Source organism: Burkholderia sp. L-4 (assembly GCF_056856535.1).
In genome coordinates this window covers 146049-164815 of sequence record NZ_JBXEOX010000002.1, presented here as the reverse complement: position 1 = coordinate 164815, position 18767 = coordinate 146049, and the positions used below count along the sequence as shown (strand labels likewise).

At 67.0% G+C, this 18767-nt stretch carries 14 protein-coding genes; 11 read left to right on the top strand and 3 right to left on the bottom strand.

What is annotated here, in order from left to right; translation table 11 throughout:
- Positions 1-2 precede the first annotated feature (2 nt).
- From AC1VVG_RS17525 to fdhA, 6 genes are all read left to right on the top strand, one after another.
- Positions 3-1286 carry a glycosyltransferase gene (locus AC1VVG_RS17525; RefSeq protein WP_069245997.1) on the top strand — a complete coding sequence of 428 codons (1284 nt, stop codon included), beginning with the start codon at positions 3-5 and terminating at the stop codon, positions 1284-1286.
- Positions 1283-2878, top strand: a complete 1596-nt coding sequence (locus AC1VVG_RS17520; RefSeq protein ID WP_482835947.1) for a DHA2 family efflux MFS transporter permease subunit — start codon at positions 1283-1285, stop codon at positions 2876-2878. Before AC1VVG_RS17525 ends, AC1VVG_RS17520 begins: the two co-directional genes overlap by 4 nt.
- A gap of 10 nt (positions 2879-2888) precedes the next feature.
- Complete coding sequence (locus AC1VVG_RS17515) at positions 2889-3827, top strand: glycosyltransferase family 2 protein (protein WP_034186076.1); 939 nt, start codon at positions 2889-2891, stop codon at positions 3825-3827.
- Positions 3828-3829: 2 nt separating this feature from the next.
- Positions 3830-5650 (top strand): efflux transporter outer membrane subunit, encoded by a 1821-nt coding sequence (locus tag AC1VVG_RS17510; RefSeq protein WP_482835946.1) that lies wholly within the window; start codon positions 3830-3832, stop codon positions 5648-5650.
- Positions 5650-6840 carry a hemolysin secretion protein D gene (locus AC1VVG_RS17505; protein WP_482835945.1) on the top strand — a complete coding sequence of 397 codons (1191 nt, stop codon included), beginning with the start codon at positions 5650-5652 and terminating at the stop codon, positions 6838-6840. The genes AC1VVG_RS17510 and AC1VVG_RS17505 overlap by 1 nt, the downstream gene beginning before the upstream one ends.
- Positions 6841-7092: 252 nt before the next feature.
- Positions 7093-8289, top strand: coding sequence for a formaldehyde dehydrogenase, glutathione-independent (gene fdhA, locus AC1VVG_RS17500; protein WP_006488979.1), 1197 nt, complete (start codon positions 7093-7095; stop codon positions 8287-8289).
- 148 nt (positions 8290-8437) lie between these two features.
- Here the strand turns inward: fdhA and AC1VVG_RS17495 are convergent, their stop codons facing one another.
- Both AC1VVG_RS17495 and AC1VVG_RS17490 read right to left on the bottom strand, forming a co-directional pair.
- Entirely contained in the window at positions 8438-9196 is a 759-nt protein-coding gene (locus AC1VVG_RS17495; protein ID WP_482835944.1) for a hypothetical protein, read from the bottom strand.
- Between the two features lie 188 nt (positions 9197-9384).
- Positions 9385-10806: an aminotransferase-like domain-containing protein gene (locus AC1VVG_RS17490; protein WP_200087895.1), complete on the bottom strand. Its 1422-nt coding sequence runs from the start codon at positions 10804-10806 to the stop codon at positions 9385-9387.
- 269 nt (positions 10807-11075) lie between these two features.
- Here AC1VVG_RS17490 and AC1VVG_RS17485 point away from each other — a divergent pair, with 269 nt between their 5' ends.
- A complete protein-coding gene (locus tag AC1VVG_RS17485) occupies positions 11076-12488 on the top strand; it encodes a discoidin domain-containing protein (RefSeq protein ID WP_226227886.1) in 1413 nt (470 codons plus the stop codon).
- A gap of 37 nt (positions 12489-12525) precedes the next feature.
- Here AC1VVG_RS17485 and AC1VVG_RS17480 read toward each other — a convergent pair whose 3' ends face one another.
- On the bottom strand, positions 12526-12747 hold the full coding sequence (locus AC1VVG_RS17480; protein WP_367188711.1) for a hypothetical protein: 222 nt from the start codon (positions 12745-12747) through the stop codon (positions 12526-12528).
- Positions 12748-13355: 608 nt separating this feature from the next.
- Here AC1VVG_RS17480 and AC1VVG_RS17475 point away from each other — a divergent pair.
- From AC1VVG_RS17475 to AC1VVG_RS17460, 4 genes are all read left to right on the top strand, one after another.
- Positions 13356-13949, top strand: coding sequence for a fimbrial protein (locus tag AC1VVG_RS17475; protein WP_034186082.1), 594 nt, complete (start codon positions 13356-13358; stop codon positions 13947-13949).
- A gap of 58 nt (positions 13950-14007) precedes the next feature.
- Positions 14008-14721, top strand: a complete 714-nt coding sequence (locus tag AC1VVG_RS17470) for a fimbrial biogenesis chaperone (protein ID WP_034186083.1) — start codon at positions 14008-14010, stop codon at positions 14719-14721.
- A gap of 122 nt (positions 14722-14843) precedes the next feature.
- Positions 14844-17351, top strand: coding sequence for a fimbria/pilus outer membrane usher protein (locus AC1VVG_RS17465; RefSeq protein ID WP_482835943.1), 2508 nt, complete (start codon positions 14844-14846; stop codon positions 17349-17351).
- Between the two features lie 100 nt (positions 17352-17451).
- Complete coding sequence (locus AC1VVG_RS17460; protein ID WP_482835942.1) at positions 17452-18534, top strand: fimbrial protein; 1083 nt, start codon at positions 17452-17454, stop codon at positions 18532-18534.
- Positions 18535-18767 lie beyond the last annotated feature (233 nt).

Below are 18767 nucleotides of genomic sequence, written 5' to 3'. Positions count from 1 at the left end.
CGATGGCGAAGATGATCGTGACCGCGATCGGCTCGGCGGGCGACGTGCATCCGCTGCTCGGTGTCGCGCGCACGCTCGCGGCGCGCGGTCACGACGTGGTGTTCTGCACGCACGCGCCGTTCGAGGCGGCCGTGCGCCGCTGCGGGTTCGCGTTCGTGCCGGTCGGTACCGCGGCCGAATACGACGCCGCGATGGAGAACCCGGCACTGTGGGATCCGCGCACGTCGTTCCGCACGCTGTGGCAGGTGATCGCGCCGACGCTGCGCCCGCATTACGACGCGCTGCATGCGCTGACCGATGCCGACACGGTGCTCGTCGGCACGCTGTGGGCGTTCTCCGCGCGCTTCATGCAGGAACTGCATGGCACGCCTTACGTGTCGGTGCAGGTGTCGCCGTCGACGCTGCTGTCCGCGCATGCGCCGCCGACGCACCCGCGCCTGACGATTCCCGCGCGCTGGCCGCTGCCGGTGAAATCGGCGCTGATGACGCTGATCGAGCGCCAGGTGCTCGATCGTGTGTGCGGCCCGGCGCTCGACGCGGTGCGCCGCGAGCTCGGGCTCACGCCCGCGCGGCGCGTGCTCGGCCGCTGGCTGCATTCCACCGACGGCGTGCTGTGCCTGTTTCCCGCCTGGTTCGCGCCGCCGCAGCCCGATTGGCCGTCGAACCATCTGCAGAGCGGTTTTCCGCTGTTCAACGATATTGCGACGCCCGACGATGATGTGGCACTCGATGCGTTTCTCGCGGCCGGCGAGCCCCCGGTCGTGTTCACGGCCGGTTCGACCCGCGTCGATCACGCGGCCTACGCGCGCGCGGTGGCGGACGCGCTGCGCGCGACCGGCGCGCGCGGGATCCTGCTGACGCCGCACGATGCGGCGCCGGGCGACGAGCGGCTGCTCGTGCGCCGCTTCGTGCCGATGCGTACGCTGCTGCCGCGTTGCCGCGCGCTCGTGCATCACGGCGGGATCGGCACCGCGGCGCTCGCGTGCGAGGCGGGGATCGTGCAGGTCGTCACGCCGTTCGCGCACGACCAGTTCGACAACGCGCAACGCGTCGTCGCGAACGGCTGCGGCGTGCGCGTCGACGGCCCGGTCGACGGTGCGCGGCTCGGCGCGGCGCTCGCTCGCGCGCTCGACGAACCGGCGTTCGCGGTGCATGCGAAGCGCATGCGCGCGCTGCTCGCGGCCGCGCCGGACGGTTGCGAGGCGGCCGCCGATTTCATCGAACGATTCGTGCCGAAGCGCGGCCGGCTGGCCGCGCGGGCCGATCTCGCGGCGGCCGGCGCATGAGCACCGCGTCGCCGCTTCACGACGGGCCGGTCGCGCCGTCCGCGTTCGACACGCCCGCGCCCGCGCCGGCCGCGCAGCCGGTGCGCGGCATCCGCCTCGCGCTGCTGACGTTCGCGCTGTCGCTCGCGACCTTCATCGAGGTGCTCGATTCGACCGTGACGAACGTCGCGGTGCCGGCGATCTCCGGCAGTCTCGGCGTATCGAACAGCCAGGGTACGTGGGTGATCAGCTCGTACTCGGTCGCGGCGGCGATCGCGGTGCCGCTGACGGGCTGGCTCGCGCGCCGCGTCGGCGAGCTGCGGCTGTTCGTCGGCGCGGTGCTGCTGTTCACGCTCACGTCCCTGCTGTGCGGGCTGGCGCGCGACCTGCACGTGCTGGTGATCTGCCGCGCGCTCCAGGGGCTGTGTTCCGGGCCGATGGTGCCGCTGTCGCAGACGATCCTGCTGCGCACGTTCCCGCCGGACAAGCGCACGATCGCGCTCGCGCTGTGGGCGATGACCGTGCTGCTCGCGCCGATCTTCGGGCCGGTGGTCGGCGGCTGGATCGTCGACAACTTCTCGTGGCCGTGGATCTTCCTGATCAACCTGCCGATCGGGCTGTTCTCGTTCGCGGTGTGCACCGCGATGCTGCGCCCCGACGCGCAACGCGGCGCGGCCGGTCCGATCGACGTGCCGGGCATCGTGCTGCTCGTGATCGGCGTCGGTTCGCTGCAGGCGATGCTCGACCTCGGCCACGACCGCGGCTGGTTCGGTTCGCCGCTGATCGTCACGCTGGCGGTGGTCGCGACGCTCGCGATCGTGTCGCTGCTGATCTGGGAAGCGGGCGAGGCGCACCCCGTCGTCGATCTCAGCCTGTTTCGCGACCGCACGTTCTCGTTCTGCGTGCTGATCATCTCGCTGGGGATGATGAGCTTCTCGGTGGTCGGCGTCGTGTTCCCGCTGTGGATGCAGGCCGTGATGGGCTACAACGCGTTTCACGCGGGGCTCGCGACCGCATCGCTCGGCGTGCTCGCGCTCGTGTTCTCGATACTCGTCGGGATTCACGCGCACCGCTTCGACGCGCGCGTGCTCGCGACCTTCGGCTTCCTCGTGTTCGCTTCCGTGCTCGCGTGGGATGCGCACTTCACGCTGAAGATGACGTTCGCGCAGATCGCGGCGCCGGGGCTGATCCAGGGGATCGGGCTGCCGTGCTTCTTCATTCCGCTGACCGCGGCGACGCTGTCGCGCATTCCGGACGACCGGCTCGCCGCCGCGTCGAGCCTGTCGAACTTCCTGCGCACGCTGTCCGCCGCGTTCGGCACCGCGATGAGCGTCACGCTGTGGGAAAACCGCGCGACCTATCACTACGACACCGTGTCGCAATCGGTCACGCACGCGTCGGCGAACACGCAGCGCTTCGTGCACGCGCTGAACGCGATGGGCGTGGACGGCGTGCGCGAGTTGTCCACGCTGCACCACGTCGTGATGCAGCAGGCGTACATGATGGCGACCAACGACATGTTCTGGATGGCGAGCATGACGTGTCTCGCACTCGCGGCGATGATGTGGCTGACGCGGCCGAAGCGCGGCGCGGCCGCGTCGTTCGGGCATTGAGGAGAAGACCATGACGACACTCGGCGCACTCGTGATCCTGTATCACCCGAGCGATGCGCAGCTCGACGCGCTCCGTGCGTGGCGGCACGCGTGCGATGCGCTGCTCGTCGTCGACAACACGCCGCGGCCCGATGCGCGGGCGCGCGCGCTGTGCGACAGGGAAGGCATCGCGCTGCTGCATCACGGCAATCGCGGCGGGATCGCGGGTGCGTACAACGCGGGGCTCGCGGCGCTGTTTCGCGATCGCATCGACGCCGTCGCGCTGTTCGACCAGGATTCGTCGGTGCCGGCCGCCTATTTCCCGGTGATGCGCGACGTCTGTGCGGGGCTCGCGGGGCGCGCGTTCCTGGCCGGCCCGCGCATCTTCGACGAAAACGCGCGCAGCTTCCTGCCCGAACTCGCGACGAACGGCATCGGCCTGCGCCGCCTGCGCATCGAGCCGGGCGCGCCGCTGCAGCGCTGCGCGTTCCTGATCTCGTCGGGCTGCGTCGTGTCGCGCGACGCGTTCGACCTGCTCGGCCGCTTCGACGAGACGCTGTTCATCGATCACGTCGACACCGAATACAGTTTTCGCGCGCTGTCGCGCAACGTGCCGCTCTATGTCGTGCCGTCGCTGGTGCTGCCGCACCGGATCGGCGCGAAGCAGCGGCACGCGATCGGCCCTTTTGAAATGACGTCGATGAATCATTCGTGGCAACGGCGCTACTACAGCGCACGCAATGCGGTGCAGCTCGGGATGCAGTACGGGCTGCGCTTTCCGGTGGCGATCGTGCCGAACCTGCTGACCGTGTGGCAGGTCGTGCAGATCGCGCTCGTCGAGCGCGACAAGCGCGCGAAGCTGGCCGGCATCCTGTTCGGTGTCGCGGACGGCCTGTTCGGCCGGCTCGGCCCGCTCGAACGCACGCGGCCGCGTCTGGCCGCGCGTGCGCAGCGCGTTCGGCAGGGGTGACGATGCGGCGTTCGAGGAAAGCGGCGGGGCCGGCGCGCGGCGTGAGGGGCGGCGCGACGATCGCGGCGGCGGCCGCGTTGCTCGCGTTGAGCGGATGCGTGCCGTCGGGGTTCCTGCCTTCGCTGTCGCTGCGTGCGCCGGCCGACGACGCGCTCGCGCATACGGCCGGGCCCGGCGCGAACGGCGCATGGCCGGCACCGGACTGGGTGAAGCAGCTCCAGGATCCGCAGCTCGACGAGCTGGTGGCCGAGGCGTCGCGGAACAGTCCCGATGTGCAGGTCGCACAGGCGCGGTTGCGGATCGCACAGGCACAGCTTCAGCAATTCGATTCGCTGACCGGGTTGACGGGCACGGCCGGCGCCACGATCAGCCGCGCGCGGATGCCGAAGCCGGGCGACATCGCCGACGTGACGGCCGGCGGCTATCGCGTGCCGGTGCAGATCTTCGGCGATCCGAACGTATCGCCGTCGTCGATCTTCGTCGGCCTGAACTACCAGCTCGACCTGTGGGGCAAGAACCGCGCGGCGACCAGGAGCCTGATGTCGCTGCGCGACGCGGCCGGCGTCGAAGCGGAGCAGGTGCGGCTGACGCTCGCCGTCGCGATCGTCACCGTGTACTGCCAGCTCGATCAGGCGTACGCGGTGCGCGACCTGTTGCAGCAGAAGCTCGCGATCAGCCAGCGCGTGACGGCCGTGCTGCGCGAGCGCACCGCGCGCGGCCTCGACAACGCGTACGACGCGAGCGACGCGTCGATCAAGCGCAGCCGCCTGCTCGAACAGATCGCGCTGAACGACGAGCAGATCAAGCTCGCGCAACTGCAGCTCGGCGTGTTGTCGGGCCGCGGCCCGGAGCGCGGGCTCGCGCTGCAGCGGCCGCGCGTCGGCGCGTTCGCGGGCGGCGCCGTGCCCGCCAGGCTGCCGGCCGATCTGCTCGGCCGCCGGCCCGACATCGTCGCCGCGCGGCTGCGCGTCGAAGCCGCGTTCGCGAATGCCGATTCGACGCGCGCGCAGTTCTATCCGGACGTGAACCTCGTCGCGCTCGGCGGCGTGTTCGCGCTGACGCCCGCGTCGCTGTTCTCGCGCGATTCGCTCGCGGGCTCCGTCGGCCCGGCGATCTCGCTGCCGATCTTCGATCGCGGCCGGCTGAAGGCGAAGCTTGGCGCGGACGTCGCGCAGGCCGACGTCGCGATCGGGCTGTACAACAAGACCGTCGACGACGCGCTCGGGCAGGTCGCGCAGCTCGTCACGTCGTTGCAGACGTCGCAGACGCTCGTCGCGCAGCAACAGGACGCGGTCGCGGCCGCGCAGAAGATCGTGCAGATCGCGGCCGACCGCCACCGGCGCGGCGTGCTGATGCAGAAGGACGTCGATGTCGCGGATCTCACGCTGATCGACGAGCGCACGCAGATGATCGCGTTGCTCGGCCGGCAGCGGGCGTTGCGCGTCGGTCTGATCGGCGCGCTCGGCGGCGGGTTCGATGCGGGCGCAACGGTGGCGCAGGCACCGGCCGTGCATCGGGCGCGCAGCGGGGCGGCCAGGCGCGGGGCGCCGGCTCCGGTGGCGTCTAGTGCGGCGATCCGCGCCGCGGCGGCCGCACCGTCGAGCAATGCGCGTACGGCGAGCGCGTCCCTGTCGCCGGCCGCTACCGTCGCAAGTGTCGCGGCCGTGCCTGCAACGGCACCCGTGCGGCGTGACGACGCGGCGTTGCGCGGCACGCGGGCGCTGGCGCGCACGGCAGCGACGAACGCGGCGCCGGCCCCGTCGGTTAGCCAGCCGATCCCCTTGTTCCAGCACGATCGACTGATCGTCACGCAAAGCGACTGATGCACCACGACAACCTTCATACCGCCGCGCCGCCGGCCGCACAGACCGACCCGGCACTCGATGCGCGCCGCGCGACGCGCCGCAAGCGCTTCACGGTGTTCTTCGCGATCGTGCTGCTGGCGGCGATCGCGTGGATCGCTTACTGGCTGTTGAGCGACCGCTACTACGAAGACACCGACGACGCGTACGTCGCGGGCAGCATCGTGCAGGTCGCCGCGCAGATCCCGGGCGCCGTGACCGACGTGCTGGTGGCCGATACGCAGGCCGTGCGCGCCGGGCAGACGCTCGTGAAGCTCGACGACACCGAAGCGTCCGTCGCGTTCGCGCAGGCGAAGGCGCAGCTCGCGCAGGCCGTGCGGCAGGTGGCGAACGCCAAGATCTCGAACACGATGTACGTCGAGGCCGTGAATGCGCGGCGCGCTGATCTGTCGCTCGCGCAGCGTGCGCTTGCCGCTCGCTCGGGTGCGTCGGTCGAGATCGTCGCGCCCGAGGAACTCGCGCGTGCGCGCGCGGCGGTGGCCGGCGCGCAGGCGAACCTCGCGGCCGCGCAGGCCCAGCTCGACGCGGCGCGCGCGCTCGGCAGCAAGCTGCCCGTCGACGAAAGCCCGGCCGTCGTGCAGGCGGCCGCGCAGTTCAAGCTCGCGTACCGCAACCTGAAGCGCACGACGATCGTCGCGCCCGTCGACGGCACGATCGGGCAACGCTCGGTGCAGGTCGGCCAGCAGGTCGGGCCCGGCGTGCCGCTGATGTCGGTCGTGCAGCTCAACCGGCTGTGGATCGAGGCGAATTTCAAGGAAGGGCAGATCCGCCACATGCGCGTCGGCCAGCCGGTCGAGGTCGTGTCGGATCTCTACGGCTCGCGGATCACCTATCGCGGCCGCGTGCAGGGTTTCTCGGCCGGTACGGGCAGCGCATTCTCGATGCTGCCGTCGCAGAACGCGGCCGGCAACTGGATCAAGGTCGTGCAGCGCGTGCCGGTCGTGATCGCGCTCGATGCCCGCGATCTCGCCGCGCATCCGCTGCGCGTCGGGCTGTCGATGCGTGCGACGGTCGACACGCACGACCGCAACGGCCATGCGCTCGACAGCGAGCCGCCGACGCCGGCCGTCAGCACGCGCGTGCACGATGGCGTGGCGAGCGACGCGGAGGCGGCGGCCGCTTCGATCGTCCGCGAGAATCTGGGCGGGTAGCGCCCGTCGCGGAAAGGGGTAGAGCCGGCCGCGAGGGCCGGTCCGACCCCCGCGCGTCCGGTCCGGATCCTGCCCGGCGGTTCCCGTCCGACTTTCGTATTTCCGCCATCGATGTCGGCGTCGATCAAACGCATGTCGCGTTTGAGACATCGGCGCCCCTGTCTCCGGGACTACTCTCGAACAGCACGTCGCGCGTGCGCCGCACGAGCCGGCGCGCCGCGGCGTCATCCAACGAGACATGGAGACAATACGATGAGCAGCAATCGAGGTGTCGTCTATCTTGGACCGGGCCAGGTCGAAGTCCAGAAAATCGATTATCCGAAAATGGTCGACCCGAGCGGCCGCGCGATCGGCCACGGCGTGATCCTGAAAGTCGTCAGCACGAACATCTGCGGCTCCGATCAGCACATGGTGCGCGGCCGCACGACCGCACCGGTCGGCCTCGTGCTCGGTCACGAGATCACCGGCGAAGTGGTCGAGGTGGGCCGCGACGTCGAGACGCTGAAGCTCGGCGATCTCGTGTCGGTGCCGTTCAACGTGGCCTGCGGCCGCTGCGCGATGTGCAAGGACACGCATACGGGCGTGTGCCTGAACGTGAACCCGTCGCGCGCCGGCGGCGCTTACGGCTACGTCGACATGGGCGGCTGGATCGGCGGCCAGGCCGAGTACGTGCTCGTGCCGTACGCCGATTTCAACCTGCTGAAATTCCCGGACCGCGACCAGGCGATGGCGAAGATCCGCGACCTGACCTGCCTGTCCGACATTCTGCCGACCGGTTATCACGGTGCGGTGAGCGCGGGCGTGAAGCCGGGCTCGACGGTCTATATCGCGGGCGCGGGCCCGGTCGGCATGGCCGCTGCGGCGTCGGCCCGCCTGCTCGGCGCGGCCGTCACGATCGTCGGCGACATGAACGCGGAACGGCTTGCGCATGCGCGCGCGATGGGCTTCGAGACGGTCGACCTGTCGAAGGACGCATCGCTCGGCGAGCAGATCGAGCAGATCCTCGGCGTGCCCGAGATCGACTGCGCGGTCGACTGCGTCGGCTTCGAGGCGCACGGCCACGGTTCGTCGGGCCACGCGGAGGAAGCGCCCGCGACGGTGCTGAACTCGCTGATGGAAATCACGCGGCCGGCCGGCGCGATCGGCATCCCGGGCCTGTACGTGACGGACGATCCGGGCGCGAAGGACAAGGCCGCGCAGCACGGCAGCCTGAGCATCCGTTTCGGCCTCGGCTGGGCGAAGTCGCACTCGTTCTTCACGGGCCAGACGCCGGTGCTGAAGTACAACCGCAACCTGATGCAGGCGATCCTGTTCGACCGGCTGCCGATCGCGAAGATCGTCAACGTCGAGGTGATTTCGCTCGACCAGGCGCCGGAAGGCTACAAGAAGTTCGACGGCGGCGCGCCGCGCAAATTCGTCATCGACCCGCACGGGTTGCTGGCGGCCTGATGCGCTAGCGTTCGTTCGCTGCGCATCGAAGGAAACGGGCGGCTCCGGAAACGGGCCGCCCGTTTTTGTTGCGGGCCCGAGGCGATCGAGGGGGGCGGAAGATCGGTTCGGAACGCGAATCGTCCAGTGCGAGCGGCGAGGCCCGCGCTCAGTGGCCGCGATAGAGTTTCGCGATCTCGGCGTGGCCGGATGCGGTGTACCGCCGGTGGCGAACAGGCAGGCTCACGCGACGCATCGGATGCGTGCGATGCGCGGCATCGCGGCTGCTTTTCCAGTCCGCCACGCGAACCGTGTCGGCGCGTTTCCGGTCGGGGGCGCGCATCGACGGCGCGGCCTGTGCAACCTGCATCTTGCTTGCCGGCGGAGTGGCGTTCGCATCGCCGCGGGGCGGAATGGCCGCCTGCTGCGCGCCGTCAGTCGAATGAAACGGATAGGCCGGCGCCGGCAACACGGGCAGCACCGGATCGTTCGCCGCAAGCGGATGCGTCTCGGTCGCCGACGCGGACGGTGCGCCGGATCCTTTACAGACGGGATCGGTCCTGCAGGTGCGGTCGACCATCACATAACCGCCGACCAGCAGCACGAGTGTCACGATGCTCAGGATCGGTGCGCTCGACGCGCTCGGCTGCCGGAAGGCCGCGTCGCGCAACGTACGCGCGATGCGCGACGGCCACGTGTGTAAGGATCGCCGCGCATGCATCGCGTGTGCGTGGCGGGGCGTGCGGCGAACCGGATCGAACGGCCAGTCCCATTGGCCGCAGACGGGGCAATGCTCGAGTGCGTGGAGAGCCACGAAACCGCATTCCCTGCAGCGGCAAGCGGTGCACGGTCGCGATTCGACGCGCGCATTCAGCACGGCGCGCCACGCATCGCGCGCGCGAACGTGCCGGTTGGGCAGGACGCGCATCGTCAGCGGCGGGCGGGCGCCGCCGCCGGAGCACATGCTGGCCGTCGCTCGCAGTCGGTGTTCATGCGATTCTCCATAACATCGGACTTGTGGAACCCGTTCGTCCGCGGCTGCCCGACGTTCATTCTTGGCCGGTTGCACGCGAAACGCAAGGGCGATGTCGGTCGTCGCGGGCCGCATGTTTCGCGCTAACCGTCGTGTCGTTGCCGGGCCGCGAGCGTTCCGACGGTCTCCATCGCGCGCTCGACGGCCGGCGTCCACGGCCGGCCGTAGTTGAGCCGCAGGTAGCGGCGGAATCCGCCGGTCGCGGAAAAGATCGGCCCCGGCGCGATGCTGACGCCGCTTTCCATGGCAGCGTCGAACAGGTGCATCGCATCGACGTGCGGCGGCAGTTCGATCCATAGAAAATACCCGCCGCGCGGCGCGAACACTTCGGTGTCCGCCGGAAAATAGGCCCGTACGGCCGAGAGCATCTGCGCCTGGTGCGCGGCGAGATTGCGTCGCAGCTTGCGCAGGAAGCGGTCGTATGCGCCGTCGCGCAGGTAGCTCGAAATCGCCAGTTGCGCAGGCACGTCGGCAGCCGGCGCGCGCGTGATCTGGGCCTGCCGGATCTGCTGCGCGAAGCGTCCCGCCGCGACCCAGCCGATCCGGAACCCGGGCGCGAGGCACTTCGAGAACGACCCGCAATGCAGCACGAGCCCGCTGTCGTCATACAGTTTCGCGGGCCGCGTCGGCGACGGGCCGAAATGCAGCTCGCCATACACGTCGTCCTCGATCAGCGGCACGCCGCGCGACGCGAGCAGGTCGATCAGCGCGCGTTTGCGTTCGTCGGTCAACGTCGCGCCGGTCGGGTTGTGGAACGACGTCATGAACCAGCACGCGCGTACCGGATGCGCGTCGAGCGCCGCGGCAAGCGCATCGAGGTCGAGGCCCGCGCGCGGGTCGACCGGAATCTCGACGGCCTTCAGGTGCAGGCGCTGCACGGTCTGCAGCACCGCGTGGAACGCGGGCCGTTCGATCGCGACGAGGTCGCCGGGGCGCGTCAGCGCCTGCAGGCTGAGCGTCAGCGCTTCGAGCGCGCCGGTCGTGATGACGATTTCGTCCATCGGCAATGCGGCGCCCGCGTTCAAGTAACGCAGGGCAATCTGTCGTCGCAATGCATCGTTGCCGGGCGGCAATCCCGACAGCAGCTTCGAAAGGTCCATGTTGCGGGCCGCGGACGCGACGTGACGCCACAGGCTGCTCATCGGGAACAGCGAATAGCTGGCGAACGCCGAGCCGAGCGGCACGACGTCCTCGCGTCGGAGGGAGTCGAGCAGGCGGAACAGCACGTCTTTTTCGCCGGTTGGCGCGGTGCCCGGCTTGCGCGGCGGATCGTGGCCGAACCGCACGTGCTTGTCGTCGAGGTCCGCCACGAAATAGCCGGACCGTGCCCGCGCGACGATCAGACCCTCGCTTTCGAGCGCGTAGTACGCGCGAAACACGGTGGATGGACTGACCCGATGCGCGCGGCATGCCGCGCGCACGGTGGGGATACGCTCGCCGGCTGCCAGGTCGCCGCGCCGGATCGCGTCGGCGATCGTCTGTGCCAGCGCCGCATATCGCTTCATGCCTGCCCCCCGGCCGCTCGAAGCCTCGCTGAAAAACAGAGTAGGGCACGGCACCCGTCGCGTGCAAGCGCGCCCCGAATCGCTGATCCGCATGTTTTTTGAGTGCTCTGATGCTGTTCTTTCGTCTGATAAACAGGCATTCTCCAGCACGTTCCATTCCCGATGACCGACCGAGACGGAATCCACCCCGTACGGCCGTGGCTCCATGACCCAGTGGCGTGCGCGGGTTCTCGTCCGCGGCATCCTGACCCTACTCGGAAGCATCCAGCGTGAAATTGAAAACTCTCGTCGCCGGTCTCGTGGCCGGCCTCGCCCTCAACCTGTTCAGCGGCGCCGCAGCCGCAACCTGTACCAGCAATCCCGCCGCCCAGCCGAACGCGACGTTTCCCGCCGCGTTGACCGGCAAGCTTGTCTATCACAGCTATGTCAAGTACGGAGACGGCACGAGCCAGCTGTTCCTCTACGATTTTTCGGCGCATACGCTGACCCAGTTGAGCAAGAGCACGTGGGGCATCACCGATCCGATGAACGGCGTGTTCAGCCCCGACGGCAAGTGGCTCGCGTTCATGGGCATCAGCAACGGCGCATGGAACGTCTTCATGCTGCAGCTCGGCGCCGGCACGCCGCCCGTCAACATGACGAACAGCACGGGCGCCACGCGCAACGAAGACCCGAAGTTCAGCGCGGACGGCAAGACGCTCGTGTTCAAGCAGAACGGCGACATCAAGCAGGCGACGCTGTCGTATACGAGCGCGGGCCCGGCGTTCACGTCGGTGGTGAGCCTGACGAACGCGCCGGCCGGCGCCGAGTATTCGATGCCGTTCCTCGCGCCGGACGCGAGCGCCGTGTACTACGCGACCGGCACCGGCTCGAGCATGGGGCTGATGAAGCGCACGATCGCGACCGGCGCGACCGCCGTGTTCGATCATCCGGCCGGGCTGCAGACGTACTACCCGATCGTGCGTGCGGACGGCATGGTGTACTACGCGCGCTGGAAGGACAGCGGCGGGGCCGACCAGATCTATGCGAAGACGGCCGACCCGGCGTCGGTGCCGAATGCGCTGGCGCTCAACGACTGCATGAGCAACAACTCGGATCCGGCGCCGGCGAGCGGCACGAACTACCTGTTCTTCTCGTCGACGACCGCGGGCGGCTATCAGCTTTATGTGGGCGACGTGACGACCGGCCAGCGCTGGAGCCTGTCGCAGTTCGGCGTGAATGCCGACACGACGAAGGCGAAGCTCGGGTCGAGCTATTACGGCGGGCCGTCCACCGCCCGGATGACGCTGCTGTCGCAGGGCCGTCCGGCCGCGGCGTCGGCGAGCTACAACGCGTCGCTCACGGCGGACAAGGCGTTCGACGGCAACGCGACGGGCACGCGCTGGGATTCGCCGGAAGGCGCGGGCGTCGATCCGCAATGGATCTCGGTCGATCTCGGCGCGACGAAGCACATCGATCACGTCGACCTGTACTGGGATGCGGGCGCGCTCGTCTATCAGATCCAGACATCGAACGACAACGTCAACTGGACGACGCTCTATTCGACGAGCAACGGCGGTTCATATAACCACGTCACGCTGCCGAATCTCAACGGAAGCGGTCGTTACGTGCGGATGCTCGGCACGAAGCGCGCGACGCAGTGGGGCTATTCGCTCTACGAAATGCAGGTGTGGGGATCGTAAGCGCGGGAAGAAATCAGTCTGGCAAACCGGATGCCGTTCAGTTGATGAAACTGAACGGCATTTTTGTTTTCGAGATCGTGACCTGCGGTGAAGACCCGTGCAGGATTCGCGTAAAAACGCCGCCCGACACTTTGCGATCCTGCGTCGCATCTGCCGGAACCTGTTCGAAGCGGATACGACGACCAGGTCCGGCATCAAGAACCGACGGCCCGAAGCGGGTGCGGGCGACGGTTACCGTGCTCCGTTTATAACGTTTCACGTAATGGCTCGGGAGTGCAGCCGGAAATTTCAAATATCGTACTTGTACTATTTATTTTCAAGAAAATATAGTTCGAGTTCCATAGATCGCAGATAGAGCGATCCCTAAAATTGCATACAAGAAATCGATATCGCTGTGCGACGTCTTCCGGAAAGCGGGACGACGATGGGGGATGGGGTTTGACGCGAGCTGTACGAATGTAATCAGGGCGTTTCCGTGCTCGCCACCAACGAGAACGGATGATCGTTCGCTCGACGCTTTCTCGGGGCCTGTCGAGCATCATCAGCAAGTTCGACGGCATCGGCCACATCGTCACGACGATTCACTGGAGTGATGGGTCGACAATTATTTGTCGACGGCAATCACACGCGTGTTCGATGACGAGATCGAGCCGCGCGGCGCTCGGCACGTTCGACATCCGCGAGTTGTACGTTCGCGGCGGGGCCCTGTCAAACGGGTAGGGATTCCATTCACTCATTTTCAGCCGGTGGAGGAAACGAAGGAATTGTAAATCTTCATGAAGTTAGTTGTACATATGATTGAGCGGCGCGTATCCGATCGGAACGAGGCCGCTCAAGATTCTCATTTAACGATTGAGTGAACCAGAAATGAAAAAGATTGCAATGATGATGTCGGCAGCGGGGTTGGCATTCGCGGCGATGAACGCGGCTCACGCGGCGGACGGCACGATCAACTTCACGGGCGAGATCGTGGCCGCATCGTGCGGCATCACGGGTGGCAACGGCACGTCGGTGACCGGCGGCAAGGGCGAGCAGTCGATCGACGTCAAGCTGGGCAAGGTCAGCACCGACGCGCTGGGCGGCACGGCCGGCGGCGGCATCGCGGCCGGCACCGCGATCAACCTCGTCCTCGATTGCGGCTCGACCGCGAAGGGCCTGACCACGGTGAAGGTGCGTTTCGACCCGGCCAGCGGTTCGGGCGTCGACAGCACCAACAACAAGCTGCTGAAGACCACCGGCACGGCCGCGGGCGTCGGCATCGGTATTTACAACACCGCCGGCACGCTGCTGAACCTGAACGCCAACGAGACGTTCGACGCACCGCTGGTGAAGGGCGGGACGGATGCGGCGCCGACTTACACGGCGAACCTGGCGATGCGCGCCGGCTACGTGAAGAACGGCGTCGACATCGTGGCCGGCACCGCAAACGGCACGCTGCCGTTCACGCTGACCTACGAGTAATCCACCTCCGGGCGGGGAGGCGCTGCTTTCCCGCCCGATCAACGACTTTCTGTTCGACATGAAACGATTCCACTTTGCAGGACTGGCGCTGGCCGGCTCCCTGCTGTTGTCTTCGGCGGCTTCGCTCGCCGGCGTGACGCTCGACGGAACCCGCGTCGTGCTGGCCGCGCCGAGCAAGGAGGCGTCGATTCTGGTTCGCAACCGCGCGTCGGCCGACGTCATGATCCAGTCGTGGATGGACACGAGCGACGGCAAAGGGGACGTGCCTTTCGCGATCACGCCGGCATTGAACCGCCTCGGCGGCGAAAAGCAGCAGACGCTGCGCGTCCTTTACTACGGTCAGGGCCTGCCCGGCGATCGCGAGTCGGTGTTCTGGCTCAACGTGCAGGAGATTCCGCAGAAAGCGAGGGACGACAACACTTTGCAGATTGCGGTGCGTCAGCGCATCAAGTTCTTCTACCGGCCCGCCGGACTGCCCGGCAAGGTCGAGGAAGCGCCCGCGCAACTGCGCTGGAAGGTGGTTCAACGCGACGGCCAGACACAACTCGAAGTCAACAATCCGTCGCCCTTCTTCGTGTCGCTGGCATCGGTCAAGGTGCAGAGCGGCGGTCGCGACTATGACGCGCAAGCCGAGATGGTGCCGCCTTCCGCCACGCGTCATTTCGCCGTCAAGGGCCTGCCGGCCTCCGCCGCGGAGACCGGCGTCAAGGTCCACTTCGAATCGATCAACGACTACGGTGCCGTCGAAGCCCATGACGGCACTGCCGGCTGACATCGCCGGTTCCGCAGGTCGTATTGCTCCTCAACTTCGTCATCCCCGGGCCCTTGCCGTGGGGAGTGGACCGTTCGCGCCTGCGATGCCACTCGGGAGGTGAATCAACATAGAGAAAGGGTATGGAGAACGTCAGGAAGGAAGTCGATGTCTGGACCGCCGCGCAAATCGGCGCGCCGTGCCTTGCATTGATCGGTTTGGTACTGCCTGCGACCGGCCACGCGGTCGAGTTCAACGAGTCCTTTCTGCGCAAGGGCGAAGGGCCGGTCGAGCTGAGCTACTTCGAGAAGGGCAGCGCGGTGTCGCCCGGCCGCTACGACGTCGACATCTACCTGAATCACACGCTGGCCAAGCGCCAGGACGTCGCGTTCCGCGCGGACGCCGACGGCACCGTCAAGCCGATGGTGACGCTCGGGTTGTTGCGCACGGCCGGCGTCAACATCGCGCGGCTGGAAAAGGACGGGCGTATCGCTGCAGGCGCGGACGACGAGACGATCGTCGACTTGCCCGCCGTGGCGGATGGCGCTTCGGTGGAGTTCGAGTCCAATACGCTCTCGCTGAACATCAGCTTTCCGCAGCTCTACGTGTCGCGCACGTCGCGCGGCTACGTCGACCAGTCGCTGTGGGACGACGGCATCCCCGCGCTGTACACCGACTACCAGGCCAACTACAGCCGCAACGATGGCAGCGGCTACGGCAACGAGTCTTACTTCGTCGGTTTGCGCAGTGGCTTCAATGCCGGCGGCTGGCGCTTCCGCAACGAATCGGCGCTTACCGGCACCAAGGGCGCGAAGAGCAGCTTCACCAGCAACCGTACCTACGTCGAGCGCGACATCCGGCGTCTGCGCAGCAAGGTGGCGGCCGGCGAACTGTATACGTCGGGCGACATCTTCGACAGCGTGCGCTTCGTCGGTGCGCAGGCCGGCACCGATCTCGGCATGTTGCCGGACAGCGAAGTCGGCTTTGCGCCGATCGTGCGCGGGATCGCCGAGAGCAACGCGGTCGTGGAGGTGCGGCAGAACGGCTACGTGATCTATTCGACGCCCGTGCCGCCTGGCGCGTTCGAAATCACCGATATCTATCCGAGCGGTTCGAACGGCGACCTCGAGATCCGGATTACCGAAGCCGACGGCCGCGTGCGCCGGTTCACCCAGCCGTACTCGTACCTGCCGGTGATGGTTCGGCGCGGCAGCCTGCGGTACGCGTTTTCCGCCGGTCAGTATCGCGTCCAGGGCCAGTCGAGCCCGAAGTTCACGCAGGGCACGCTGGTGTACGGCATGTCCGACAACTTCACCGGTTATGGCGGCATCATCGCCGCGGAAAACTACGTGGCGGCCGCTCTCGGTATCGGCGTGAATACGCGCATCGGCGGCATGTCGCTGGATGTCACGACGAGCCGGTCGCGCACGTCGTCGGGCACCCGGCAAGGGCAGAGCTTGCGGTTCCTGTATTCGAAGACGCTCCATTCGACCAACACGACGTTCACGATGGTCGGCTACCGCTATTCGACGGATGGCTACCGCACGCTGAGCCAGCACGTCGAAGACACGGATCGCACCTACGGGCCGCGCATCGCGCGTCAGAAAAGCCGGCTGGACGTGAACGTCAACCAGCCGCTCGGCAGTGGCTCGATGTTCGCCGGCATCGGCGACACGACCTACTGGAACGGTGAAGGACACAGTCGGCGCCTGCAGGTCGGCTACAGCAACAGCTACAAGAACGTCAGCTACAGCGTGTCGGCGTCGCACATCCAGGAGTCGGGGCCGTTCGGGCGCCCGGACACGCAGTTCAACGTGTCGGTGAGCATTCCGCTGGGCAAGGCGTCGAGTTCGCATCGCCTGTACGCGAACGCGGTGTCGTCGACGCGCGGCGAATTCAACGTGCAGACCGGCGCGTCGGGTTACCTGAACGACAGCAACACCATCAACTACGGCGTGCAGACCGGCTACAGCCGCAGCGGCGGCGGCTCGGGCGGCGTGAGCGCGGGCTGGGATACGCGGAACGCGAAGCTGACCGGCAACTTCACGCAGGATCGTTCGGGCCGCCATTTCGACGCGGGCGTATCGGGCTCCGTCGTCGTGCATGGCGGCGGCATCACGCTCGGCCAGCCGCTCGGCGAGACGTTCGCGGTGGTGGAGGTGCCGAAGGTGCGCGACGTGACGTTCGGCGGAGCGTCGACGATCCGCACCGACCGGCGCGGCTACGCGGTCGTGCCGTATCTGCAACCGTATCGTCAGAACTGGCTGAACATCGATCCGTCGAGCATCGGCACGCAGACCGAGATCACCGACAACGCGAAGTCGGTGGTCCCGACTCGCGGGGCCATCGTGAGGACCCGCTTCGAAGCGGAATCGGGGCGCCGGGTGCAGTTCGAGCTGGGTCAGGACGGAGGCGGCAAGGTGCCGTTCGGCGCGCAAGCCTACGACGCGAAGGGCAAGCTGCTGGGCATGGTGGACAACCAGTCGCGCCTGCTGGTGTTCGGCATCGAGGACAGGGGTAGCCTCGACGTGCGGTGGGGCGACAACAGCTGCAAGCTGTCCTATCAATTGCCGACGCAGAACAAGGAACTGGCCTACGAGCGGCAGGCGGCGATGTGCATGCGTGCCGGTACGGTTGTTGGCGCGCGCTGAAGCGCATTCGAACGGCACTTCTCCATCCGGAGATACGGGAAACGACGCTGCATCATCGAACCATTTCCAAAACCTCGCTGCCGTTCTGCTTCGCGCGGCCATGCTGTCGCTTACCGACCACCGGATGACACACATCACACGTCTGCACGTGATGGAATTTATTGAAAGGGACGGAATGTCTGAAAAGAAACTGCGTTGGATGCGGGCAGCAATGGTTGCCAGCTCGTTGATCTGGGCGGGGGCTGCGTTTGGCGAATGCCGATACAGTGGTTCTTGGAGGCTGAACACTTTCGACGTGACATTGCCGGCAACGATGAACATCGCGGCTGCCCCGGTGGGCGGGGTGCTGGCGCGTTCCGAGATTGAATACATGGCGCTCGACGCCAGCAAGACCGTCGCGTGTTGGTCTCCGGATCGGATCGACTTTACGATCACGGTGCAGGATGGCCAACTGGTGCCCGGGTACAACAGTGTCTATAAAACCAATGTAGACGGTATTGGCGTGAGATTCGTGTTTGTAGGAACGCGAGAATATGTTCCGCCGTGGTCTGCCATCGGGGGGAATCCCAACTACCCTACTTCCTATTATATCGCCCCATACAAGGTGAGAATGGAACTGGTCAGAACGGCAACGAATGTGGCATCCGGCGGCAGCGTGTCGCTCGCGTTCAACGCAGCCTTCGGTGCTGCCGGGATGACCCAGCTCTACATCAACGGGCGAGGCACGACGCGGGTAATCAATAACATCTACTTCGGCGGCTGCAAGACGACAACACCCATCACCAATATACGAATGGGCAAGGAGCCCATCGAACGGATCAAGGGCGGCCGGGCAGCGGAACATCCGTTCTCGCTCGAAGTTGCATGTGGAACCAACAAGCCGGGCAATCCGCTGCCGGTGAAGGTGTACTTCGAAGGCGATAACGCGGCAGCAGGCTTGTTGAGCCTGTCCGGGCGCGGTACGCCGGGTGTTGCCGCCGGTGTCGGCATCGCGTTGACGAGCGACAGGGGCGTCAAGCTGCCGTTCAGCCAGGGTGATGCGCTGACAATGGACTGGAACCGCTCCAGCCCGGATGGCGAGGTATATCGCTTTACGGGCAAGGCGAAGTATGCGCCCACGACAGGCGCGATCACTGCCGGCCGCGGCAATGCCACGCTGAACTTCGTCATCCAGTACAACTGAGCGTGGTTGACAGGCAGGATGTACCGAGAAGGTAATCGGCGTCGCAAGCCGCGGCGATAGTGTGTTCGCGATATCGTCCGAAAAAATAGGGTTCAGCCGCCTGATTGAACATTCGGCTCAGCATGGGCTCCAGGCATAAAGCGAATGGCCCGGAAAGCTCGAACACCGTTCGCCCCCCGCGAGAGCGCCGCGACCTGCGTGCAGCGCTCTCGCGTCGACGTGACGCCGAACGC